This window comes from Enhygromyxa salina (genome assembly GCF_002994635.1).
Lineage (GTDB): Bacteria > Myxococcota_A > Polyangia > Nannocystales > Nannocystaceae > Plesiocystis > Plesiocystis salina_B.
The window spans coordinates 1-22,583 of sequence record NZ_PVNL01000088.1; the positions used below are offsets into that span (position 1 = coordinate 1).

Annotated in this window: 21 protein-coding genes and 1 pseudogene; 11 read left to right on the forward strand and 11 right to left on the reverse strand. The window is 67.2% G+C overall.

Annotated elements, in window-relative coordinates:
* The 3 genes and pseudogenes from ENSA7_RS44015 to ENSA7_RS21925 all read left to right on the forward strand — a co-directional run.
* Positions 1-467, forward strand: a pseudogene (locus ENSA7_RS44015) (hypothetical protein); the annotation flags it as partial.
* Positions 468-747: 280 nt separating this feature from the next.
* Positions 748-3,309, forward strand: coding sequence for a DNA topoisomerase (ATP-hydrolyzing) subunit B (gene gyrB / locus ENSA7_RS21920; protein WP_106091274.1), 2,562 nt, complete (start codon positions 748-750; stop codon positions 3,307-3,309).
* Positions 3,310-3,406: 97 nt separating this feature from the next.
* Positions 3,407-4,168, forward strand: coding sequence for a DUF4215 domain-containing protein (locus tag ENSA7_RS21925; RefSeq protein WP_244923870.1), 762 nt, complete (start codon positions 3,407-3,409; stop codon positions 4,166-4,168).
* Between the two features lie 434 nt (positions 4,169-4,602).
* On the opposite strand, the gene ENSA7_RS21930 is transcribed toward ENSA7_RS21925, so the two are convergent.
* The gene (locus ENSA7_RS21930) at positions 4,603-5,079 is read right to left on the reverse strand and encodes a hypothetical protein (RefSeq protein WP_106091275.1); all 477 of its coding nucleotides are present in this window, start codon (positions 5,077-5,079) and stop codon (positions 4,603-4,605) included.
* Between the two features lie 194 nt (positions 5,080-5,273).
* On the opposite strand from ENSA7_RS21930, the gene ENSA7_RS21935 reads away from it, so the two are divergent.
* From ENSA7_RS21935 to ENSA7_RS21945, 3 genes are all read left to right on the forward strand, one after another.
* Positions 5,274-5,756, forward strand: a complete 483-nt coding sequence (locus tag ENSA7_RS21935) for a CarD family transcriptional regulator (protein ID WP_106091276.1) — start codon at positions 5,274-5,276, stop codon at positions 5,754-5,756.
* 375 nt (positions 5,757-6,131) lie between these two features.
* Complete coding sequence (locus ENSA7_RS21940; RefSeq protein ID WP_106091309.1) at positions 6,132-7,241, forward strand: S-(hydroxymethyl)glutathione dehydrogenase/class III alcohol dehydrogenase; 1,110 nt, start codon at positions 6,132-6,134, stop codon at positions 7,239-7,241.
* A 7-nt stretch (positions 7,242-7,248) separates the two neighbouring features.
* Positions 7,249-7,953 carry an MBL fold metallo-hydrolase gene (locus ENSA7_RS21945; protein ID WP_106091277.1) on the forward strand — a complete coding sequence of 235 codons (705 nt, stop codon included), beginning with the start codon at positions 7,249-7,251 and terminating at the stop codon, positions 7,951-7,953.
* Between the two features lie 71 nt (positions 7,954-8,024).
* Here ENSA7_RS21945 and ENSA7_RS21950 read toward each other — a convergent pair whose 3' ends face one another.
* The gene (locus tag ENSA7_RS21950) at positions 8,025-9,269 is read right to left on the reverse strand and encodes a cytochrome-c peroxidase (RefSeq protein WP_106091278.1); all 1,245 of its coding nucleotides are present in this window, start codon (positions 9,267-9,269) and stop codon (positions 8,025-8,027) included.
* Positions 9,270-9,419: 150 nt separating this feature from the next.
* On the opposite strand from ENSA7_RS21950, the gene ENSA7_RS21955 reads away from it, so the two are divergent.
* Complete coding sequence (locus ENSA7_RS21955) at positions 9,420-9,881, forward strand: hypothetical protein (protein WP_146157984.1); 462 nt, start codon at positions 9,420-9,422, stop codon at positions 9,879-9,881.
* A gap of 193 nt (positions 9,882-10,074) precedes the next feature.
* Here the strand turns inward: ENSA7_RS21955 and ENSA7_RS21960 are convergent, their stop codons facing one another.
* The 4 genes from ENSA7_RS21960 to ENSA7_RS21975 form a co-directional block, all read right to left on the reverse strand.
* On the reverse strand, positions 10,075-10,956 hold the full coding sequence (locus tag ENSA7_RS21960; RefSeq protein WP_146157985.1) for a LolA-like protein: 882 nt from the start codon (positions 10,954-10,956) through the stop codon (positions 10,075-10,077).
* Between the two features lie 9 nt (positions 10,957-10,965).
* Complete coding sequence (locus ENSA7_RS21965; RefSeq protein WP_106091281.1) at positions 10,966-12,540, reverse strand: S41 family peptidase; 1,575 nt, start codon at positions 12,538-12,540, stop codon at positions 10,966-10,968.
* Positions 12,537-13,244 carry a Crp/Fnr family transcriptional regulator gene (locus tag ENSA7_RS21970; RefSeq protein WP_106091282.1) on the reverse strand — a complete coding sequence of 236 codons (708 nt, stop codon included), beginning with the start codon at positions 13,242-13,244 and terminating at the stop codon, positions 12,537-12,539. Before ENSA7_RS21970 ends, ENSA7_RS21965 begins: the two co-directional genes overlap by 4 nt.
* A 115-nt stretch (positions 13,245-13,359) precedes the next feature.
* On the reverse strand, positions 13,360-13,779 hold the full coding sequence (locus tag ENSA7_RS21975; protein ID WP_106091283.1) for a hypothetical protein: 420 nt from the start codon (positions 13,777-13,779) through the stop codon (positions 13,360-13,362).
* 128 nt (positions 13,780-13,907) lie between these two features.
* Between ENSA7_RS21975 and ENSA7_RS21980 the strand changes: the two genes are divergently transcribed.
* The 3 genes from ENSA7_RS21980 (at position 13,908) to ENSA7_RS44020 (ending at position 16,261) form a co-directional block, all read left to right on the forward strand.
* Positions 13,908-15,098, forward strand: coding sequence for a S41 family peptidase (locus tag ENSA7_RS21980; protein WP_146157987.1), 1,191 nt, complete (start codon positions 13,908-13,910; stop codon positions 15,096-15,098).
* Positions 15,099-15,263: 165 nt separating this feature from the next.
* Positions 15,264-15,896, forward strand: a complete 633-nt coding sequence (locus ENSA7_RS21985; protein WP_106091285.1) for a DUF938 domain-containing protein — start codon at positions 15,264-15,266, stop codon at positions 15,894-15,896.
* Between the two features lie 197 nt (positions 15,897-16,093).
* Positions 16,094-16,261 (forward strand): hypothetical protein, encoded by a 168-nt coding sequence (locus ENSA7_RS44020; RefSeq protein WP_181233986.1) that lies wholly within the window; start codon positions 16,094-16,096, stop codon positions 16,259-16,261.
* A 30-nt stretch (positions 16,262-16,291) separates the two neighbouring features.
* Here the strand turns inward: ENSA7_RS44020 and ENSA7_RS21990 are convergent, their stop codons facing one another.
* The 3 genes from ENSA7_RS21990 to ENSA7_RS22000 form a co-directional block, all read right to left on the reverse strand.
* Positions 16,292-18,796: a TonB-dependent receptor plug domain-containing protein gene (locus ENSA7_RS21990; protein WP_181233987.1), complete on the reverse strand. Its 2,505-nt coding sequence runs from the start codon at positions 18,794-18,796 to the stop codon at positions 16,292-16,294.
* A gap of 107 nt (positions 18,797-18,903) precedes the next feature.
* Positions 18,904-19,686 carry an OmpA family protein gene (locus ENSA7_RS21995; RefSeq protein WP_106091287.1) on the reverse strand — a complete coding sequence of 261 codons (783 nt, stop codon included), beginning with the start codon at positions 19,684-19,686 and terminating at the stop codon, positions 18,904-18,906.
* A gap of 96 nt (positions 19,687-19,782) precedes the next feature.
* Positions 19,783-20,214: a hypothetical protein gene (locus ENSA7_RS22000; RefSeq protein ID WP_181233988.1), complete on the reverse strand. Its 432-nt coding sequence runs from the start codon at positions 20,212-20,214 to the stop codon at positions 19,783-19,785.
* A gap of 109 nt (positions 20,215-20,323) precedes the next feature.
* Here ENSA7_RS22000 and proC point away from each other — a divergent pair, with 109 nt between their 5' ends.
* Positions 20,324-21,166 carry a pyrroline-5-carboxylate reductase gene (gene proC / locus ENSA7_RS22005; RefSeq protein WP_181233989.1) on the forward strand — a complete coding sequence of 281 codons (843 nt, stop codon included), beginning with the start codon at positions 20,324-20,326 and terminating at the stop codon, positions 21,164-21,166.
* A gap of 64 nt (positions 21,167-21,230) precedes the next feature.
* On the opposite strand, the gene plsY is transcribed toward proC, so the two are convergent.
* Both plsY and hisIE read right to left on the reverse strand, forming a co-directional pair.
* Entirely contained in the window at positions 21,231-21,857 is a 627-nt protein-coding gene (gene plsY / locus ENSA7_RS22010) for a glycerol-3-phosphate 1-O-acyltransferase PlsY (RefSeq protein WP_106091290.1), read from the reverse strand.
* Positions 21,854-22,576 carry a bifunctional phosphoribosyl-AMP cyclohydrolase/phosphoribosyl-ATP diphosphatase HisIE gene (hisIE, locus tag ENSA7_RS22015; protein WP_244923871.1) on the reverse strand — a complete coding sequence of 241 codons (723 nt, stop codon included), beginning with the start codon at positions 22,574-22,576 and terminating at the stop codon, positions 21,854-21,856. The genes plsY and hisIE overlap by 4 nt, the downstream gene beginning before the upstream one ends.
* Positions 22,577-22,583: the final 7 nt, after the last annotated feature.

Genomic DNA, 22,583 nt, shown 5'->3' on the forward strand with positions numbered 1-22,583 from the left:
ACCCCAGCCCCGATGCCAACCCTCCCACCAAAGTAGACGCCCGGCGCGAGGCGCTCGCGGCCGCGCTGGTCGAGCACCGACGGCGTGACGAGGCGGCCCGCCGCACGACCGTGGGTCCGCACCTCGACGACCTCGAGGTCACGCTCGACGGGACCCCCGCCGGGGAATTCGCGTCGCAGGGGCAGGCGCGGGCGCTGGTGTTGGCGTTCAAGATCGCGGAGCTCCGATCCGCCCGGGTGCGCACTGGCCGGGCGCCGCTGCTGCTGCTCGACGACGTGTCCAGCGAGCTCGATCCGGTCCGCAGCGTCAAGCTGTTCGAGGCGCTCGCGGCCGAGGTCGGGCAGTGCGTGCTGACCACCACGGCCGCCCACCACATCGAGCTCGGCGCAGGCTCGGGAGCCGGGGTGGATCGTCGGGATCTCGAGCTGCGTGACGGCGTCATCGTGGCGACCCGCGACTCCGGCTGAGGGGCCATGTTCAACGGGTAATTTGGGCCGGGATCAGGGCCGGTTCGGAGCCCCCCAAAACAGCCGATTTCTCCGGCCCAGGCGCCGATAAAAGCGTGATCCCGGCCTGGTAAGCGATCCGCTTCGGTGCTATGTTCGGCACCGTCCCAAAGCCCCTCCTCAGGCCGCTTGGCAAGGGCATCCCGAGAGGTGACGGCAAGCCCAAAGCAGCGGGCCACGAGCGGGATTCAGAGGGTGTGGTTGCAGGCGCGAGCACGCTCGACATTCAGCAAAGACATACATGGACGCCACGGATAAAGACGGTGCCAGCGTGACCACGCACTCGAGCCCCGCGGGTGTGAACCCCAGCTACGACGAGACCTCGATCGCCCACCTCGAGGGGCTCGAGGCCGTCCGCAAGCGCCCGGGCATGTACATCGGTGACACCGACGTCACCGGTCTGCACAAGATGGTGTTCGAGGTGCTCGACAACTCGATCGACGAGGCCCTGGCCGGCTACTGCAAGGGCATCCAGATCACCTTGCACCCGGACGACTCGATCAGCGTCGAGGACGACGGCCGCGGGATCCCGACCGGCATGATGGAGGTCGAGGGCAAGCAGGTCTCCGCCCCGGTCGCGATCTTCACCAAGCTCCACGTCGGCGGCAAGTTTGACAACCAGGCCTACAAGGTCTCTGGCGGGCTCCACGGGGTCGGCGTCACGGTCGTCAACGCGCTCTCGGACTGGCTCGAGCTCGAGATCTGGCGCGACGGCAAGACCTTCACCGCCCGGTTCGAGCGGGGCGAGGTCACCCAAGATCTGACGGTGACCGGGCCCAGCAGCAAGCGCGGCACCAAGGTCACCTTCCACGCCGACCCGCTGATCTACGGCACCGTCAAGGTCGACTTCGAGACCCTCAGCTCCCGGTTCCGCGAGCTCAGCTACCTGACCGAGGGCGTGGCGATCACCCTCACGGATCTGCGCCCGATGATCGGCGGCGCACCCAAGCGCGAGCAGGTGTTCACGGGCGAGGGCGGCGTCGCCAGCTTCGTCGAGTTGCTCACCCAAAAGCGCACCAAGATCGGCCAGCTGATCGAGCTGCGCGCCGATGTGGCGTTCGAGTTCGAGGGCCACGATCACGAGCTCGGGGTCCAGGTCGCGCTGCAGTGGACCGACGCCTATCACGAGCACATCCACTGCTACACCAACAACATCGCCAACCGCGACGGCGGCACCCACCTGACCGGGCTGCGCACCGCCTTGACCCGGGTGGTCAACACCTACGCGACCGACAACAACCTGCTCAAGGGCCACAAGTCTGCGGTCAAGGGGACCCTCGCCGGCGAAGACGTGCGCGAGGGCCTCGTTGCGATCATCGCGGTCAAGCACCCGGATCCCAAGTTCAACAGTCAGACCAAGGAAAAGCTGGTCTCCAGCGAGGTCTCGGCCCTGGTCCAGACCGCGGTCACGGAGGGGCTCAACCGCCACTTCGAAGAGAAGCCCAAGGACGCCAAGCTGATCGTCGACAAGGCGCTGCTGGCCGCGCGCGCGCGCGCGGCGGCTCGCAAGGCCCGCGAGACGATCACCCGCAAGGGAATCCTCGACGGCCTGAGCCTGCCCGGCAAGCTCGCGGACTGTCAGGCCAAGAACCCCGAGGAAGCCGAGCTGTTCATCGTAGAGGGTGACAGCGCAGGTGGTTCGGCCAAGCAGGGTCGGGATCGGCGGACCCAGGCGATCCTGCCGCTGCGCGGCAAGATCCTCAACGTCGAGAAGGCCCGGATCGACAAGATGTTGTCGAGCCAGGAGATCATCACCCTGATCACCGCGCTCGGCACTGGGATCGGCGAAGACAACTACGACATCGACAAGCTGCGCTACCACAAGATCATCATCATGACGGACGCCGACGTCGACGGCTCGCACATCCGTACGTTGCTGTTGACCTTGTTCTTCCGCCACTTCGCCGACGTGATCGAGCGCGGCTACCTGTATGTCGCGCAGCCGCCCCTGTACAAGGTCAAGGCCGGCAAGCGCGAGCACTACCTCAAGAACGACGCGGGGCTCGACGACTTCATCATCGACAACGCGATCGAGGATCTCGAGCTGTCGATCAACGGTGTCCCGGTCGCGGCCAAGATCCTCGCCGAGATTGCCCACGCCGGGGTTCGCCATCGCAACCTGCTCGAGGCGCTCGAGCGTGAGCATCGCCAGCCGGTGCTCAACGCCTTGCTCGATCTGATCCAAGAGCGCGGGCGTGACGTGGTCGAGGCTGCGTTCATCAACGCCGACGACCAGGCGCTCGCCGAGATTGGCGCCCAGGTGGTGGAGCGTGCGCGCCCGCACCTGCCGCTGACCAAGATCGAGAGCCACGTCGCCCGGGTCAAGGCACCTGGTGACGCCGACGAGCTCGAGCGCGCGATGATCCGGCTCGAGGTGTTCGCCGACGGTGTGACTGTCCATGAGGACCTGGGGCTGGCGCTGCTGCGCTGCTCCGAGATGCGTGAGCTAGGCCGCATTCGCGAGGAGCTCGCGTCGCGGGCCAACGAGCAGGCCAAGATCCAGCTGCGTCGCAAGAGCGAGCTCATCGCCGAGCCCCAGCGGCTGCTCGACGTCGTCGACTCGGTCGGTGAAGTTGGGCGCAGCGGCCTGCAGATCCAGCGCTACAAGGGCCTCGGTGAGATGAACCCCGATCAGCTGTGGGAGACCACCATGGATCCCGAGCGTCGCGCGCTCCTGCAGATCAAGGTCTCGGACGCCGACCTCGCCGACGAGGTGTTCACGGTCTTGATGGGGGACGACGTGGCCCCACGCCGTGAGTTCATCACCGAGAACGCTCTCAACACGCGTAATCTGGACGTCTGAGGCTGTGCGGCGCGGGAGTTTACTCCGCGGTTGACGCTCGGCTTTGGTCCAGGTTGGCCCTGGACGGCGGGGTTTGGAGTGCTCCATCATCGGGAGCATGAACAAGCCTGGACTTGCGCCGCTCTCTTTCATCGCCGCCGCGATCGTCCTGATCGGCTGTCCGGCAGATGATGTCACGACCGACACCATGCCGAGCACCGTCAGCACGACGATGATGACGGCAGCCACGCTCGACACGGGCGACGGAGATGGTGATGACCCGGACACCACCGGTGACGGTGACAACTGCGGTGATGGTGTCGTGCAGACAGGCGAGCAGTGTGACCTGGGTCCGAGCAACTCCCCGAGCGGCCAGTGCACGCCCGACTGCACGATCGCCGCGTGTGGCGATGGCTACGTGTGGGTCGGCCTCGAGGAGTGCGACGACGCCAACAACAGCAACAGCGACGAGTGCGTGCAAAATTGCAAGCTGGCTGACTGTGGCGACGGCTTCGTGCAGACTGGCGTAGAGGAGTGCGACGACGGCAATGACGACGAAGCCGACGGCTGCACGACCATGTGCGTGCCTGCCATGTGCGGCGACGGCATCGTGCAAGAGGGCGAGCAGTGCGACGACGCCAACCTCCTGACCGGCGACGACTGCCCAGCGTGTCAGCTCGCGTACTGCGGTGACGGTCACATCCACGGTGGCGTCGAGCAGTGCGACGACGGCAACATGAGCAGCAATGACGCCTGCGTCTACCCGCAGTGCATCCCCAACGTGTGCGGCGACGGGCACATCAACGTTGGTGTCGAGCAGTGCGACGACGGCAACGAGAACGAAAACGACCTCTGCGCCAACGACTGCACGTTGACTTAAAACCCCCGCGGGCGCACTGCACTTTGCCGAAGGCGGACGCTTCGCGTCCGGTCGGTCGCTCGTGCTCCCTCGTCGGGTCGGTCTGCTGTACGCATCCGCATGTGTGGCCCCCTAGAAGGGGGCTCTTCTGATCTCCAGCGGACGTAGCTGCGGAAGGCGGCACCGAGCCCCTCGCGCGTCAGCCCCGTCCGCACACGCCGAAAGCTTCGAGCCCCGTTCACGGGCCGAACTTTGGCTGCGGAGTCGTCCCCGAAGCGCCCGACGGCGTTCGCGTTTGATCAGGTAAGCCCCCTTCTAGGGGGCCACACATGCCCATGCGCACAGCAGACCAGCCCGACGAGGGAGCGCGAGCGACCGACCGGACGCGAAGCGGCCGCCTTCGGCAAAGTGCAGTGCGCCCGCGGGGGTCTAAAACAGCCCGGGGTCTAAAACACTCAGTCGAGGTACTTGATCTCGGTGACGGTGCCGTTTTCGACGGCGAGCTCGACCTCGCTGGAGGTGCCGTCGCAGTCCGTGTTGGTGCGGACGTAGTCGCCGATCTTGGGGCCGCTCGTGCAGCGAATGAAGGTCTGATAGTGGACCACGCGGCCGCGGGCCTCGATGTCGCGGATGGCGGCGGGGAGGCCCCAGGCCATGTGCGCGGCGAACTCCTTGAAGCCGACCTTGATCTCGCTGGTCTCGGCGGCGTCGCGCTCTTCGCTGGACAGCTCGAGCCAGCGCTGCCAGAGGCCGACTCCCTCGAGGAAGCCCTGTCGCTCGGACTCCTTGAGCTTGACGTACTCGAGCTGCTGCGCGTCGTCTTCGATCACGTAGTAAAAGTTGCGCGCGGGGGTGGGCAGCCGATCGGGGTTCGGCGTGCAGGCGGCGAGCGGGAGGATGAGCGCGATGGCGCCGAGGGTCCGTTGGGCCATGGCGGCGAATCATAGAAAACACGCCCGCGGGAGCAAGCTGTGTTTTTGGTCGGGTCGCGAGGGGGTGCGCTGTCACCGGGTTCCCCAAACGCGCTCGGACTGCGTGCTTGGCGGCCTGCATTTTGACTTTTTACGTGTCGCGTGGTACGAGATACGGCCCGCCGCAGTGCGTTCGCGGCCAGAGGGCACCTACCATGGCCGAGTTCCAAGTTGGCGATAAGGCCGTATATCCCGGTTACGGGGTCGCTGAAATCACCGGGATCGAGAACCGAGAAATTTCGGGGACCGTGCAGCGCTTCTACGTCTTGCGGGTGCTCGGCAAGGACATGACCTTGATGGTCCCCATGAGCAACGCGGACTCCGTGGGGTTGCGCAACCTCATTGGTACACCCGAGGTCACCGAGGTGTTCGAGGTCCTCCGTCGGCGCGGCGAGAAGATCTCCACCGCGACCTGGAACCGGCGGTACCGCGAGTACATGGAGAAGATCCGGACCGGCTCGCTCACGGAGATTGGCACCGTGATGCGTGATCTGTGTCTGCTGCGCAGCGACAAGGATCTCTCCTACGGCGAGCGAAACATGCTCGAGACCGCCCGCGCCCTGCTCGTGCAGGAGCTCGCGCTCGCCAAGGGCGAGACCGAAGAAGCGGTCGAGGCCGAGATCGAGGCGCTGTTTTAGACCTGTTTTAGACCCCCACAGGCGTTTTCGACTCTGCTTGGGTAAATTGTTCGCAGGCGTATGATTGGCCCCCTCCTAGGGGGCTCTTTCTCGTCTTCGCTGGATGGTGTCCGCGGGCATCGGGCGGGCGTCTGTGCGAACTAGACCGGTCGGCGTCTTGTGGGGGCTGCTTCTCGTCTTTGCTGGATGGTGTTGGGTTCGCAGGGGATGGGGTGGGGGTCTGCGTGAACTAGACCGGTCGGCGCTTGCGGGGCTCCTGCTCGTCTTCAGTGGACGGTGTTGAGTTCGCAGGGTGTGATTGCCGATCGCTGACTGGGCGGGGGGCGGTGCTGGCGGCGCCTGATCGGGGCTGTGTTTGTGCACTATCATCTCGGCATGAAGACGCGCGCTGCTGTTGCTCATGCCGCCAACAAACCGCTGACGATCGAAGAGGTCGAGCTCGCGGGTCCTCGCGCTGGCGAGGTGCTGATCGAGATCAAGGCCACCGGGGTCTGCCATACCGACGCCTACACGCTCTCGGGTGCTGATCCAGAGGGGTTGTTTCCGGCGGTGCTCGGTCACGAGGGGGCTGGGGTCGTCGTCGAGGTTGGTGAGGGGGTTCGCTCGCTGGCGGTCGGGGACCATGTGATCCCGCTGTACGTCCCGGAGTGCCGTGAGTGCTCGTACTGCACGTCGGGCAAGACCAACTTGTGCCAGGCGATCCGCACCACGCAGGGGGCGGGGCTGATGCCGGATGGAGGGCGGCGGTTCTCGAGCGGGGGCGAGCCGCTGTTCCACTACATGGGGACGTCGACGTTCGCCAACCACACCGTGGTGCCGGAGATCTCGGTGGCGAAGGTGCGGGAGGACGCTCCGTTCGACAAGATCTGCTACATCGGCTGTGGGGTCACGACGGGGATCGGGGCGGTGATCAACACGGCGAAGGTCCGCCCGGGTGACAACGTGGTGGTGTTCGGGCTGGGGGGGATCGGGCTCAACGTGCTGCAGGGCGCACGGCTGGCCGGCGCCAACCTGATCGTGGGCGTCGACATCAACCCGGCGCGCAAGCCGATGGCCGAGCAGTTTGGCATGACCCACTTCGTCAACCCCAAAGAGGTCGAGGGCGACCTGGTCCCGTACCTCGTCGACCTCACGGGCGGCGGCGCGGACTACTCGTTCGAGTGCGTCGGCGACGTGACGCTGATGCGGCAGGCGCTCGAGTGCTGCCACAAGGGGTGGGGCACGTCGATCATCATTGGCGTCGCCGGGGCCGGCCAAGAGATCTCGACGCGACCGTTTCAGCTGGTCACCGGTCGCAGCTGGAAGGGCACGGCGTTCGGCGGGGCCAAGGGTCGGACCGACGTGCCGAAGATCGTCGACTGGTACATGGACAAGAAGATCGAGATCGACCCGATGATCACCCACACGATGCCGCTCGAGCGGATCAATGACGCGTTCGATCTCATGCACCGGGGCGAGTCGATCCGCTCCGTCGTCACGTTCTGAGGCCGCCATGCCCACCAACGACAACGACGGCACTTTCGTTCACCAGCTGCTGCTCGGGCCCTGGGACAACTTCATCTACTTCATCGGGGATCGACCGAGTCGCAAGGTTGCGATCGTGGATCCGGCCTGGCACGCGCCCACGATCCTCGCCGAGGCCGAGCGCCTCGACGTCGAGATCGCGGCGATCTTGTGCACGCACAGCCACTTCGACCACGTCAACGCCGTCGAGGAATTGCTGCGCAGCGTCGACGTTCCGGTCCACATGCTCGCGCCCGAGGTCGAGTTCTCGGGGTTTCGCTGCGAGAACCTGCAGGTGTCCAGGCCCGGCGACACCGTGCGCGTGGGCGAGCACCTCGAGATCACGATGATGCACACGCCCGGACACACGCCCGGCTCGTGCAGCTATCGACTGCGCGATGGGATCGTCACTGGCGACACCTTGTTCGTGAATGGCTGCGGGCGCTGTGACTTTGTCGGCGGTGATCCACACACGATGTACGCGACCTTGAAGTCGCTGGTCGACAAGCTCCCGGCCGAGACGACGATGTACCCGGGCCACGACTACGGCCCGACCCCGACGACCACCCTGGACGCGCAGCTGCGGGACAACCCCTACCTGCGCCACCCGACCGTGGGTGACTTCGTCGCCCATCGCATGGACGGCAAGGTCCCGAACACGTCGCTGCCGCCCGCGCCCGACTGGACGCCCTGATCCAACTCGGGCCAACTCGGGCCAACTCGGGCCAACTCGGGCCAACCGGGTGCTGAGCAGGCTGGGCGGGGTTACTCGCCGTCGGCCGGCATGGGCGGCTCAGCTGGCTTGGCCGGTTTGGGCGGCTTGGGCTTGGGCTCGGCCACGTCGCCATCTGACTCCGCCGGCTCCGGCGTGGCCTCGGGCGCGGCGTCCATGGGCAGCTCCGGCTTGGCGATGTAGTCAGTCGGGATCTCGCCGGTCATCGAGCCGAGGAACGCCAGCATCTGGGTCATCTCCTCGGGGCTGAACGGGCCCGCGCGCTTGGTCTGATGCTCGACCATCTTCGCCACGATGTCGGGCAGCGAGGCGATCGATCCGTCGTGCAGGTAGGGCGCGGTCTCGGCGATGTTGCGCAGGGTCGGGACCTTGAACACGAAGCGATCGCGCTCGTCCTGGGTGACCACGAACCGGCCGTTGTCGCGCAGCCCCGGCCACGGCTTCTCGGTCCCGACCTTCTGGTACGACGCGCCGCCAAAGTTGAAGCCGTTGTGGCAGCTCTGGCAGTCGGTATCGAGGAACAGCTGCAAGCCCGCGAGCGCGTCGGTCGACAGCGCCGAGTCGTCGCCAGCGAGCCACGCGTCGATCGGCGCGGGCGTGGTCAGCTTGCGCTCGAACACCCCGATCGCGCTGGCCATGTTGTCGAAGCTGACGGGCTCTTCGGCGTCTGGAAACGCGGCGGCGAACTGCTCGACGTAGCCGGGGATCGCCGCGAGCCGGGCGACGACCGTGGCCTCGTCGGGCATCGCCATCTCGACCGGGTTGAGCACGGGCCCCTTGGCTTGGTCCTCGACGTCGACGGACCGTCCATCCCAAAATTGAGCGAGGTGCCCGGCCGCGTTGTAGACCGTCGGCGAGTTGCGCTCACCGAGCTGCGCGAGGTGGCCCGGCGAGGTCGGCAGGTTGTCGACGCCGAATCGATCCAGCGCGTGGCAGGTGTTGCACGAGATGTCGCCGCTGAGCGACAGCCGGCCATCGTAGTAGAGCATCCGGCCGAGCGTGATCTTGGCTTCGGTCGCGGGGTTGTTGGCGTTGGGGAATTCTTCTGGGAGCACCCCGAACACCTTGGCGGCCCGCTCGCGCAGCGCCGCCGGGTCGAGCTCGGGTTGCTCGGGGGGTGTGAGCGGGACCCGTCCGGCGTGGACCTCGATGGCGGCGCCGTGCGCCTCGCCGTGCCCGCCGCCGCCATCGCATGCGGGCAGCGCCAGCGAAGCGAGCAAGGCCAAGCAGCCGGCCGGAGCGACGGTACGTGACGAGAACTGGCCGGAGAGCTTCATGCGGGCATGGTATCCGGCGCCCTGGGGGTTGCAACCGATTCGCCCCCAAACTCGAGCTGCTGCCAGCGAGTCAGTCCGAGCTTGCCCCGCGCGGGCTTGGTTGTCACGATCGCACCCGTGGATCGTCAGCGCGGTTTCAATCGTCCGTTCGTGTCCCTCGCACTGGTCGGCCTGACCGCGCTATCGCTCGGCGCGTGCGGAAAAGCGCCGCCAGCCGACATCGCCGACCGCCTGTGGGTCGCGCAGATGCCCACCGGACCGCGCGACCAGATCGACGCCTTCGTCGTGACCGACGTCGGCAAGTACAGCGGCGGCAGCTTCTATCACGGCTCCCTGTATCGCGGCGCCCACGACAGCTTCACGTGGACGACCAAGGCCAAAGATCGCGGCGTCATTCATCTGTTGCAAGAGCAGCGCGACGTCGAGGTCCGCACCAAGCCTTGCAAGCCGGATCGCGGGTTTGATCAGTGCATTCTGCTCGAGGGTGATCCGAAGAAGATCGTCCGCTATCAGTCGCGCAAGCGCTGGGCGATCCCCCGCAAGGGCAAGTCGGTGGACGTCCCAGCGCTGATCCACGAGCTCTCCGAGAACAACGAAGAGCTGCTGTTTTAGACCCCGGGGCTGGTTTTGACCCCCACGGAGGCACTGCACTTTGCCGAAGGCGGCCGCTTCGCGTCCGGTCGGTCGCTCGTGCTCCCTCGTCGGGTCGGCCTGCTGTTCGCGGGGGCATGTGTGGCCCCCTAAAAGGGGGCTCATCCCGCGCGGTGCGGATCAGCTTCGCTCGCTGTCCGCGGATCGCTTCGAGTTAGTTGGGGGCTGGTTTGGGCGGAGCTTCGGCCGGGGGCTCGACCTTGGGCTGCTCGGTCGGGTCCGCGGGGACCAGCTCGCGCTGACTGGGGAACAGGAATGACGACGGGTCGATCTCGACGTTGACCTCGAACGTGGTGATCGCTTCTTTGAGCTCGATCAGGGCCTTGATCGAGCTGCGCTTGTTCATGGAGAACAAGTAGCCCTCGACGGCCTCGTAGTCCTCGGCGTAGGCCACGATCGGCAGCGGGCCCATCGGGGTGACCTGGGTGGTCTTCATGTAGTGGATCAGCTTGGTCTTGGCGTCGAGGCCGATGACGACGTTGGGGCCGCCCTTGGACACGAGCTCGACCTCCCAGACCTCGACGCCGTCGTCCGACACCTTGCCCAGCGTGTTGGCGGCGGAGAAGTGCTGCTGCCAGTCGTGGCCGGGGAACATCAGCGAGCTCTGCAGATACGACTGGGCTTCTTCGCCCTCGAGGATCCGCAGACCGGTGATCGGATCGTCGATCCAGATGTTGGTGCCGTCGTAGCCCGCGCGGCTCTTGCCGACGCCCTCGACCTCTTGCTCGAGGTAGAACTTGCCGCCCTTTTGCCACCACATTTGCATGGTCCCACGCAGCTTTTGTTCGCCGGTGTCGACGGTGCCTGCGGCGTGGATCGTGTCGAACTTGGCGATCTTGTCGGCTCCGCCCGCGGCCTCGACGTGGGCCGCGAGCAGCTCGGCGCCGTCCGGGAGCTGGACCGCGGGCTCGGTTGCGACCGGGTCGGGCGTGGTGCCGGTCGCGGGTGAGTCGGCCTTGGGCGCGCTCGCGTCTTGCGACGTGCATGCCAGCAACACCGCGAGCGAGGTGATCAGGAGCTTGGTTGGGCGCTGCATGGTCATGACTCAGTCGGTCGTGGTGGGGGAATCTGGCGGGCGCGTGCGCAGCTGCTCGACCGCGGCGTCGAGCACGGGGTCGCGACCGGCGACATAGTCGGCGCGGGACTCGGGGACCACGAGCTCGGGGACCACACCCTCGCCTTCAGCGACGGTGCCCTTGCCGCTGTGATAGTCGCCCACGACGTACTGGATCATTCCACCGTCCGGCAGGGTCTCGATCATCGAGGGCAGCGCCATGCCAGCGCTGGGACCAGCGCCGGCGATCGTCACGCGACCGACGTCGCGCATGCCGAGCGCGAAGATCTCCGAGGTGCTCGCCGTGCCCTCGTCGACGAGGATCACGATCGGTCCGTCGAACGCCTCGGGGTTGGGCTCGACGTTGAACTCTTGATTGAACTCCCGCATCTGCAGCACGCCGAGGCTGGTGGCCTCGCGCAGGAACATGCGGGCGATCGGGATCGACATGGCCCCGACGCCGCCAGGGTTGCCACGCAGGTCGATGATCAGCGCGGCCATGCCCTGCGCGCGCAGCTCGTCGACGCCGCTGCGCAGCCGCTCGGTCATGGGCAACATCCAGAAGTTGAAGGCGAGGTAGCCGACCTTGACGGCGCCGGGCTCGGGCGCGTCGGGGATCATCCGCGACTCGACGGTGGTCGGCAGGTTGCGGAGGTTGCCCAGGCTGATGCGCTCGCCCTCGGGCAGGAAGCAGGCGACCTCGAGCTCGCGCTTGGCGTCGCCGTCGCTGGGATCGAGAAATCCGACCCGCTTGGTGCCGCCCTCGGGGCAGCTGAGCATCGCGCCGATCGCCTGGGCGATCAGGAACGCGGTCTCGGCCGGGCGGCCCGCGCGAGCTTCGACGCCGCTCGCGACCTCTTGGGCGAGGCTGTCGACCGACTCACCTGCGACCTCGGTCAGGATCGCGCCGCGGGGCAGGCCGCTCGCGTGATCGTCGACGGCCTCATCGACGACGACGGCGGCAAATTTCGACGGCGACGGGCCAGGCTCGAGCGCGAGCCAGCGGATCGTGATGGGAACGGTCGCGGGGCCGCTGTCGCGCGCGCGGGTGCGACTCGGTGTCGGGGCCGTGGCGTGCAGGTGGCTCTGGCCGAGCAGGCCGAGCAGCTCGTTGATCGCCGCGTAGGCGGCGGTCGTGTCGTCGCCGGCCGCGACGATCTGCTTGGCGTACTGCTCGCGCAGCGCGGGCCAGTCGAGGCAGGCGAGCGTGGGATCGTAGTGCTTGTGCCCGACCGTGCGCCAAACTTGCTCGAACGCGGCCATGTGCGGCGCGTCGGGCAGCGCGGGCAAGGTCTGCTCGTCGAGCGCGTCCCACGAGCGGCAGTCGGGGGTGTGCGGCGGGCCCTCGGCCTCGAGCGCGGCGAGCGAGTGAGGATCTGGCGGCTTCGGGGTGTCTTTGCAGGCCCAGCAGCAGACGCACAGTCCCAGCGCGGCCAGCTTGGCCGTGGTCGCGCCCAACTTGGCCGTGGTCGCGCCCAACTTGGCCGTGGCCGCGCCCAGTTTGGCCCTGGCCGCACGGAGCTGGCCAGCGAAGTGGGGACGTGGTGCGAAGCCGACCTGCGTCACTCGTAGGTGACCATCTCGAGCGCGCTCAGATCCATGACCACGATCTCTTGGCGGCTCAGCTTGAGGATGCCCTCGCGCTGCATGCGGTTGAGGGCGCGCGAGATCTCCTCGCGGACAGTGCCGAGTCGCGCCGCGACCGTGTTCATGTCGAGCGCCCGCGGGATCACGTGAGCCTTGCCCTGCTCGGCGCCGCTGCGGATCGCCAGCGTGTACAAGAAGCTGGCCAGTCGGCGCTGCACGGAGCGCAGCGAGAGATCCAAGATCAGATCGATCAGTCGGTTGGCGCGAAACGCTTGGTGGCGCATCAGCGCGAACGCCATCGCTTCGGACTGCGACAGCAGCTTGATCACCAAGTCTGTGTCGAAGCGCCACACGTCGCCGTCGGTCATGGCGAACGCCGAGGCCGCACACTGGACCTCGCGCGGCAAGAAGCCCTCACCGATCAGCTTGCCAGCGCCGGCTAGATACAAGATCTGCTCGCGGCCCTCGGACGAGATCAGGCTGAGCTTGAACTCGCCGGACCTGACCAGGAACAAGCCTGGCCCTGGGTCACCTCGGCGGAACACAGGGCGCTTGCGCTTGAGCTCCACTCGCGTGGCGCTCTCACTAAAGGTCTTGATGACCTCCTCAGGGACCTTGTCCCAACCGGCATACCGCAACAGATGGCTGCGGATCTCCTCGGCTTCGGCGGGCTCGATGGCCATGCGGCGAGTGTAACGGCAAGCGGAGGATCCGCCAAAGCCAGACCCGCCCGCTCGGTCGGTCCCGTCGCGGGCTTGTCGCGGGCGGTCGCGCCTAGCCGGAAGCGCAGTGGTAGGGCTAGCCGAGGATCCGGCGGGCCGCGGTCACGCTCCGCATCACACCCAGCGCGCGGGTCGAAGGCTGGCCGCCCAGCGCCGCGACGTGGAGGGTCTCGCCGAGCACCTTGATCGACTTGACACTCAGGTCCCGATGCTCGCCGTTGCGCTTGATCGTGGCCTTGGCACGCCCGCGAGACACGATTGGTGTGATCGCCGCGAGCATCTCGAGGTCGAGATCCGTGCTGCTGCTGGCGACCAGCATCCCGTAGTCGTCGGCGATCAGCACGACGTCGAGGTCGCTGCCCTGGGCCGCCGCCGACAGGGCCAGCTCGATGGCGTCGCCGGTGCCTTTCGAGCGCTGCTTTCGGCGTTCAGCGACGCGGCGGCCGGGACGGGGGAGGGGGGTGACACGGATGGGTGAGCGCGCGGTCGAGTTCATGAGAGGCGTCCTCGGTTGGTACGTCCTTATCCTACATGTAGGATAATGTGCTCGGCCAGGAATTTACATTTTCGAGGACCCCCGGCCTGGAGGTGGACCCAAGTGCCAGGCTTGGTCACCATGAGAAGGTGCGTTGGTCCCGGTCGTCGCTGCTGCTCGGCTTGTCGCTGGGCGTGATCAGCACACTCACGCTCCAGTGGGCGATCTCCGAGGCCGATGCCAGTAGGGGCAAGGGCAAGGGCGCCAGCGCGCCGCTCGAGCGCCAGCAGTTTCACGACAGCCTCGACGTCGTGCTCGATCGCTACGTCGAGCCGGTCGATGCGCCCGAGGTGATGTCGCGGGGACTCAAGCACATGGTCGCGGGGCTCGATCCCTACAGTCACTACCTGACCGCGAGCGAGCGCGACCTGGCGACCAAGCGCCAGCGGCAGGGCGCCGACGCGGGGCTGGTGACCGCGCTGCATGGGGCCGGCAACCAGGGCGGCGCCGAGCTCGAGGTGATCGCCGTGCACCCGCGCAGCCCGGCGGACAAGCTGGGCCTCACGCCCGGGACTCGAATCCTCGCGATTCGCGGTCGACCCTGTTCTACGCTGCTGAGCAACGTCGAGGCCCAGGTCCAGCTCAGCGGCGCCGCGGGTGAGATCGTCGGCTTGACGATCGAGCGAGGCAGCGGCCCGGAGCTGCTCGACGTCGAGCTGGCCAAGCCCAGCGCCGAGGCGGGCGTGTCGGCGGCGCTGATCGACGCGGGCGGCGGCCGGTCGGTCGGGCACCTTGCGATCCACAGCTTCCGCGCTGGCACGGGCGAGCAGGTCAAGCGGGCGCTGGCCAAGTTGAAGAGCGGCGCGGGTGGCCAGGGGCTCGCGGGCGTGGTGCTGGATCTGCGCGGCAACCCGGGCGGCGAGGTCGACGAGGCCGTGTTGGTCGCGGATCTGTTCATCGCGGCGGGGGTGCTGACGCGGACCCGCGGTCGCGGCGGCGTGATCATGCGCGAAGAACTTGCGACGCAAGCGGGGACCGACAGCGAGACGCCGCTGATCGTGCTGCAGGATCGGCGCTCGGCCTCGGCGGCGGAGCTGCTCGCGGTCGCGCTGCAAGACAACCGTCGAGCCAAGGTCATGGGTGAGCGCAGCTTTGGGAAGGGCACGGTGCAAGAAGTGATCGGGATCCCCGATGGCTCGCTGCTCACGCTGACCGTCGCGCGCTATTTTTCCCCGGACGATCGCGCGATCGATGGACAGGGCGTGACGCCCGATCTGGTGGTCGAGCAAGCCGACGGGCGCGCGGCTGTCGAAGCTGCGGCGCGCGAGCTGGCTCGCTGACTATGTCTCGCTAGTGGCACGCAGACGCGGCGTCGGACTGAAGACCAGTGGCGAGCGTCGAATCCAGCTGAGCGCCACCTGGCGTGTGTCGTGGAGGTGAGCGCGAGAACAGTTGCTGCACGGATCATTGGTCGCTCGATCGGTCTGGTGTAACAACTACACGCCGTGTCAGAAGTTCGTCCGCCACTAGAAGATCCGCGTCTCGACTACCCAGCGACCCAGCGCAACCGCGAGGCGATCTTGGCGGTGCTGCGCGAGGTCCTGCCCGCGCAGGGGACCGTGCTCGAGCTCGCGAGCGGCAGCGGCCAGCACGTCGCGTTCTTCGCGAGCGCGCTGCCCCAGCTGCGCTGGCAACCGAGCGATCACGACCCGAGCGTGTTCGCGAGCATCGCGGCGTGGACGGCTGATCTCGACAACGTGGCCGCACCGCTCCAGATCGACGCGACCAGCCCTACGTGGCCGCTGGGCCCCGACTTGGCCTGCGACGCGGTGATCTGCGCGAACATGATCCACATCTCGCCGTGGGCGGCGTGCCTGGGTCTGCTCGATGGCGTGTCAGGGTGTCTCCGCGAAGCCGGTCCGCTGTGTCTGTATGGGCCCTTCATGCGCGGTGGCGTGCACACGGCACCGAGCAACGAGGCGTTCGACCACAGCCTGCGGTCACGGGATCCAAGCTGGGGTGTTCGCGATCTCGACGTCGTCGAGCAGGCGGCTGCGCAGCGCGGGCTGGTTTTGGACCGTGTGTTCGAGATGCCCGCGAACAACCTGACAGTGGTGCTTCGCCGCACGAAGCGCTGATTCTCGCGGGTTGGACAGCGTGGCAACACCGGTTGCGTCGCGGCTAGGGCATGCGTAGCGACAGCGAGTGAGATCATTGGACTTTTAACAAAGTCGTGTGATTGACGGTGTCTTGTTCGCGTTGGTATGCAGAATGCACAACCGAGCTAGGTGCGGCATTTCGCCCCGCCAGCGCCGAAGGACCAGCAGGAACCGCCATGAACCGCTACGACCGTCAAGATCTCGAATTTGTCCGCATGTTCGTCGACTGCGTCACAATTCGCCCGTTTCTCAATGACCTATTGCGACTCAAGCGAACCATGGCGATGTTCAATCGCTCGATCGCCGTGCAGCAACCCAAAGACAAGTCGACCGTGGCAGCTTGACCGAAGTATGCAGATAATTGTGCACGTTCATCAGAACACGGCGCGCAATCCTAGCGTGGGAAGTACATAGCGAATGGCCTGTGGGTTCACGCAGCCGTCGTTCACCGCAGCACCAATGCTGCCCTCGGACAGCGAGTCACAGCGCAGCACCTCGCGCGCAAAGTTTGCGTTGGCCAGGTCCAGATACAGATGCAAGCGAGCCTGACGAAGTGAGAAGATTCGCTCGACGCGAACGTCGAGCTGCATGAACGCGGGCAGCCGGGCGTCGTTGCGGTGCTCGGTCCACGCGTCGACGAGATCCTCGAGCTCACCGTCTTCATCGAGCTGCCGCGTGGTGTAGGGCCTGCCGCTGTTGACGTGGAGGCGCCCGCCGATCCGCCACTTGCGGCTGATGTTCCAGCCGAGCACGGCGTTGAGGATGTGGCGCTGGTCCCAGGTCGCGGGCGCGAAGCCGCCGAGCGGGTAGTCCCGCACAGACCACGACAAGGTGTAGGCCAGCCAGCCGTAGAGCTTGCCGTCCGGGACCAGGCGCAACATGGTCTCGAGTCCCCAGCTCCACCCGGACACCCGGATCAGATAATCGTCGAGCTCGTCGGCGGTCGAAGGATCGCCGCTCGCGTCCAGACCCTGGCTGAGCTCGTAGTCCTGCATGTTGGTCAGGCGCCCGAGGTAGGCGTCCTGGCTGAGCACCGCACGATCCGCGATCTCGAAGGTCCAGCCGAAGCTGCCCTGAAGGTTGCGCTGCAGCCCGTCCTCCAGCCCGACGCTCTCGATCCCGGGGATCGGCAGCGGCGGGTCGGGGGCTTGGTGATACAGACCCACGCTCTGGCGCAGGCTCACGCGCTCGCTGACTTGCTCGCGGACCAGCACGCGTGGATCGAAGCCCAGCGCGCTCGAGACCGCCCGGGCGGTGGGCAGGTACGGGCTCGGCCCCTGCGCGACCCACAGATCCCCGCGGATCCCCGGACGGATCTCGAGCGGACCCTTGCGGTAAGCGAGGTCGAGGTACAGCCCGGTGACCGAGACGACCCGCTCGCTCAGCAACAGCGCGAGGTCTTCGACCGAGTTGGTGAGGTCACCCGCGCCGAGTCCCCGTGGCAGGCGAAAGATCTGGAGCTCCTGATCGAGGCCAGTGTGGAGCGTGACGCGCTCGCTCACGCGAAGCTGCGCGTCGAGCCGCGGGGCCACCCGCCACTGATCGACATGGATCGACTGCACGCCCGAGCGATCGAGGCCCAGCGTCACGCGGTAGTCGATCCGGCCGCCGTTGCGGATCCGCTGGCGGATCCGCTGATCAATGCGATGAAATTCCAGGCGCACGTAGGGATCGGGATCCTCGTCGAGCTCCTCCGTGACCGTGCCGTTGTCGTCGAGCGAGTGGACCAGCGCGCGACGCTGGCCGAGCTCGTCGTAGCTGCCAAACACGAACGCGGTGTAGCGAGCGCGCGGTCCCAGGTCGTGATCGAGGCGAGCCTGGTAGTCCCAGAACTGGATGTTGACGTTGAGCGAGGGGATCGCCGAGAGGATCAGGCCGGTGTAGCTGTAGTGCCCGGCGAGCGTCAGCGCGCCGCGACCGGGCAGCCGACAGCGCGGGGCGGGGGCGCCGGGCTCCGGCGTGGGAGCTGCGGCGGCGCAGGCAGGGTCGCGCGGTCGATCAAATGGGATCTCGAGCAGCGCGCCAGCGTCGGTCAGGCGAACGTCCAGCTCGCCCCTGACCCGATCGCGCGCGGCCAGGCGGGTCCGACCCTCGACGATGCCGCTCGCGAAGCGACCGAGTCGAACCGGCGCGCCGCTCGGATAGAAGTCGACCTCGTCGATGAAGTAGGGGTGCACGACGGACGGACCGATCGCGACATGAAACAGCGCGGGGACCCTGATGCCGTCGAGGTAGTAGCCAGTGTTGCCGGGCGCGGCTCCCCGCACGACCACGTAGGGCAAGAAGCCCGAGACCTGGGCCGCGCCCGGCAGCGACTTAATCACACCAAAGGGATCGCCGCCCGAGCCGGGCACCTCGTGCAGCTCTTGCTCGCGCAGGGTCGTGCGGCTGACCGCGACCGGGCGCTCGGTCCGGACGACGGTGCGATAGCGGTTGCCCCCGAGCGCCGGTTGCACGCGCAGCTCGATCACCTGCTGCTCGCCGCGGGTGACCTCGACCTCGAACTCGAGCGGGTCGTATCCGTCGGCGCGAATTGAGAATGTGTGGGTGCCCGGCTCGAGCCACAGCTGCGCGACCCCGCGAGCGTCGGTCTGCAGTGGTGCGGGTGCGTCGAGCTCTGGGTCGACGACCGGGTCGACCTCGAGCAAGCGCGCGCCCGCGAGCGGATCCCGAGTGCCGTGGACCCACACGACGAGTCGCAGCTGACCGTGCGTCGCCGGACTGGGATCTAGCGGCGCGTCGGCGTTCGCGTCGGCGTTCGAGTCATCGCCGAGGACGGGCGCGGGCGCGGGCGCGGGCTCGGCGGCGGTCGCGTCGCCGTGGTTCGGCGGTGGCGGACCGAGCAACACGCCGCCGAGCAGGATCGCCGCCACGAGCACCGCGTGATCATACCCGTATGGCCCCGAGCAACGGAGCTCGAGGCCACACAGATGGGATCAGTTGGATGCGGAAGCGCGAGCTGAGCGGGGCGGCCGAAGCCGACGGCTCAGGGGGCTTCGACGATGAACTGGACCCGGCGGTCCTTGCTGCGCGAGCTCTCGTCGTTGCCTTGGGCCTGGAGGGCGCCCTTGCCCACGACGCGGAGCTGATCGTTCTCCACGCCGAGGTTGGAGAGGAACGAGCGCACGCTGGTGCCGCGGCGATCCGTCAGCAGGATGTTGTACTCCTCGGTGCCGATGTTGTCGGCGTGGGCCTCGAGCACGACGGTGCTGCCGTCCTTGACGATGTCCATGAAGCAGGGCGCGGCGTCGGTGAGCTGCTGCTGGTTGCCGGGCGTGAGCTTGGCGCTGTCGAACGCGAAGTACAGCGCTGAGATGCCACACACGGCGCCCGCGTCGGACTTGAGCGGCTTGTAGATGCACTGGCCGCCGTCGCAGATCTCGTCGACGGGGCAGTCGTCGTCGGTGTTGCAGGGCAGGGGCTCGCAGCGGCCGGTCTCGTTGCACACGCCGCTCTCGCACTGGCTGTCGTCCGTGCAGAACTCGCACTTGTTGGCGTTGCAGACCATGCCCGCGTCACAGTCGGCGGCGGTCTTGCACTCGACGTTCTCGTCGCAGCGAAAGTTGACACAGGGGAGGTCTTCACCGTTGGGCCCCTTGCCCTTGCAGTCGCTGTCGGCCTGGCAGTTCTGGCAGAGGTTGTCGACGCAGGTCTCACCAGGTTCGCAGTGCTTGTCCTTCTTGCACGCGGGGTACTCTGGTTTCGAGCAGCCGCTCATGCCGGCGAGGAGGCCGAGGGTCAAGATTACGGACGCGGAGATCGATCGCATGGCCGCTGTGTATCGCAGGTAGCAAGCGACCGCAAAGAGGGTGTGTCCTTATTTTTGGAACCTTCAATAACCGTAGCGGGAATGTGATGCTCTTGATCAGCGGCGACCCGGCAAGCGTGGTTCGACACCGTCGTCGACCGTGGGGCCGACGTCGACTGTGGGAATGGTTGGGATCGTTGGGATGGACGGGATGGACGGGATCTTCGGGCGGCGCTCGCCAGGCAGCGGCGGCTCGAAGTCCGGTTCGGGCGGGGGCGCCGAGGCGGGCGCGGATCCAGGGTTTGTCCGGGTCAGCGTCGGCTCGGTCGGAATCCACGTCGGCGCCTCGACATATTCGCCGAGGACTCGGTCGCGCACCTCTTGCAGGGCCGGGTTGACCGTCGACCGAGTGCCTTCGATCAGCTGCTTGGCCTCGGGTGTATCGCTAATTGTATCGACGTGCTCGGCGAAGGTGTGACCGCCGAGGTCAATGGCGAACGCTGCCCACAGCGCCACGCCGAGCACCGCAAAGCTGAGGGCCGTTCGCACGGGTCGAAACACCGGGCCCAGTCTCGCCCGGCCACCCGCGCCCCCCCAAATTTTTGCCGGCTGGGGTCGCGGCTCCCATCGAGCGCGGCTTCGTGCTAAGGCGCCGGCCATGCTCGACGGACCTCGAAGCTTGTGCGTGCTCGGCTGCGGAACCATGGGCGAAGCCATTATCGCGGGTGTGCTGCGGGCGGGCTGGCTCGAAGCCGACAAGATCGTGGTCACGGCCCGCCGCCAGGTCGTCACCGAGCGTCTGCAGGCCAGGCTTGGAGTCGCGGCGATCACGGATAACCTCACCGCGTGCCGCAGCGCGGACGTCGTGCTGGTCTGCCTCAAGCCCCAGCACTTCGCCGAGGTGCTCGACAACCCGGCGATGCGCGCGGCTCTCGATGGCAAATTGCTGATCAGCATCGCCGCCGGGGTGACGCTGGACAAGCTCGCGGCCTGGCTGCCGGGGACCGCGCTGATTCGGGCGATGCCCAACACGCCGAGCTTGATCGGCGAGGGCATGACGGTGATCTGTCGGCAGAGCCCCGGCGCGCTCAACGAGGCCAACGCCGTCGACGACGCGCAGCTCGAGCTCGCGCAGCGGATCTTCGAGTCTGTGGGGGAGTGTGTCGAGCTCGAGCCCAAGCTGATGGACGTGGTGACCGGACTCAACGGGAGCGGGCCGGCCTTCGTCTATGTGATGCTCGAGGCGATGGCCGACGGCGGCGTCATGATGGGATTGCCGCGTGACGTGGCGGTGCGGATCGCCGCGAACGTGTTTCGCGGGGCGGCGGCGATGGTGCTCGACACCGACATGCACCCGGCGGCGCTCAAGGACCAGGTCACCACGCCAGCGGGGTGCACGATCGCCGGGATCCTGACAATGGAGGATGGACGGATTCGTTCAGTCCTCGCCCGGACCGTGCAAGAAGCCGCAAAAGTGGCGAGCGGTCTCGGCAAGGATTGAGGGCAATTCAGCGTCGGTGCGGTTGGACATCATCACGTAATTAAAACCACGTAATGTTGAGCCGCTATTCGTTTCGGTCGAGTTTGGCTTCGCGCTCGCGAGCGTTGCGGGCGTGCTCGAACATTTGCTGCAGGTTTGGCCGGTGGCGCTCCCAGATCAGCCCGGCCAGCGCGGCAGCGAGGATCACATATGGAAGCGGGACGCTCGGGTCGACCCACGCGACCACGACGATCACCAGCGCGGCGGTCAGCGAGCCGACCGCGGAGATGCGGGTGAGCCACAGCGTCTGGGCGTAGACGAGCACGCTGACCAGGGCGGCCTTGGGCGCGAGCACCAAGAACACCCCGAACGCGCACGCGACCCCCTTGCCGCCGCGAAACCGCAAATAGATCGGGAACACGTGACCGAGGATCGCCGCGAGCGCGACGAGGGCGACCTTGCTGGGGCCGCCCGGGGTCGGGCCGAAGTGGTGCAGCGCGGCGGCGACGGGGAGGCCGGCCTTGGCGACGTCGAGCGCGAACACCAGCAGGCCCCAGGCCTTGCCCATGGCTCGGACCGCGTTGGTCGCCCCGATGTTGCCGGACCCGACCTCGCGCAGGTCGATGCCGCGGGCGCGGCCGACCACCAAGCCGACCGGGATGCCCGCGATCAGGTAGGCCGCCAGCATCCAGATCAGCAGCTCGAAGGTCATCGTTGGGCTTTCTCGTCGACACCGCTGAGGCCGTGCCGCTCGCGGATCACGGCGGCGACCTGGGCTGGCTCGAGCTCGCGGGCGGCGAGGCCGACCAGCGCGTGGAACAGCAGATCCGCGGCTTCATTGAGCACGCGCGCGTCGGTCTCGCTGGCCAGCGCGTCACACAGCTCGCCTGCCTCTTCGACCAGCTTGGCGTTGATCCGCTCGACGCCGCCGTCGAGCAGGGTGCGGACGTAGCTCTTGCCCTCGCGGTTGGTGAGCCCGCGGCCGGCCTTGCGATCCAAGATGGTCTGCCACAGCGAGTCGATCGCGCTGGGCGTTGGGGCTGGCCCGTCGTCTTCGCCAGCGATCTCGACGGGCTCGACGGGCTCGGCGGCGCCGGCCGGCGGCAGCTCGACGGTCTTGAAGAAGCACGACGTGGTCCCGGTGTGACAGGTTGGACCGCGCGGCACGGCCTGGACCAGCAGCGCGTCGCCGTCACAGTCGACCCGGATCGAGACGAGCTCGAGGGTGTGGCCGCTGCTCTCGCCTTTTTGCCAGAGCTGCTGCCGCGAGCGACTGAAGAAGGTGACCTTGCGGGTCGACGCGGTCGCGGCCAGGGCCTCGCGGTTCATGTAGCCGAGCATCAGGACCCGGCCGTCACGGGCGTCGACGATGACGGCCGCGACCAAACCGGACGCGTCAGGCGCGAGCATCGACCAGAGCTTGGAGATCACGCCCGAC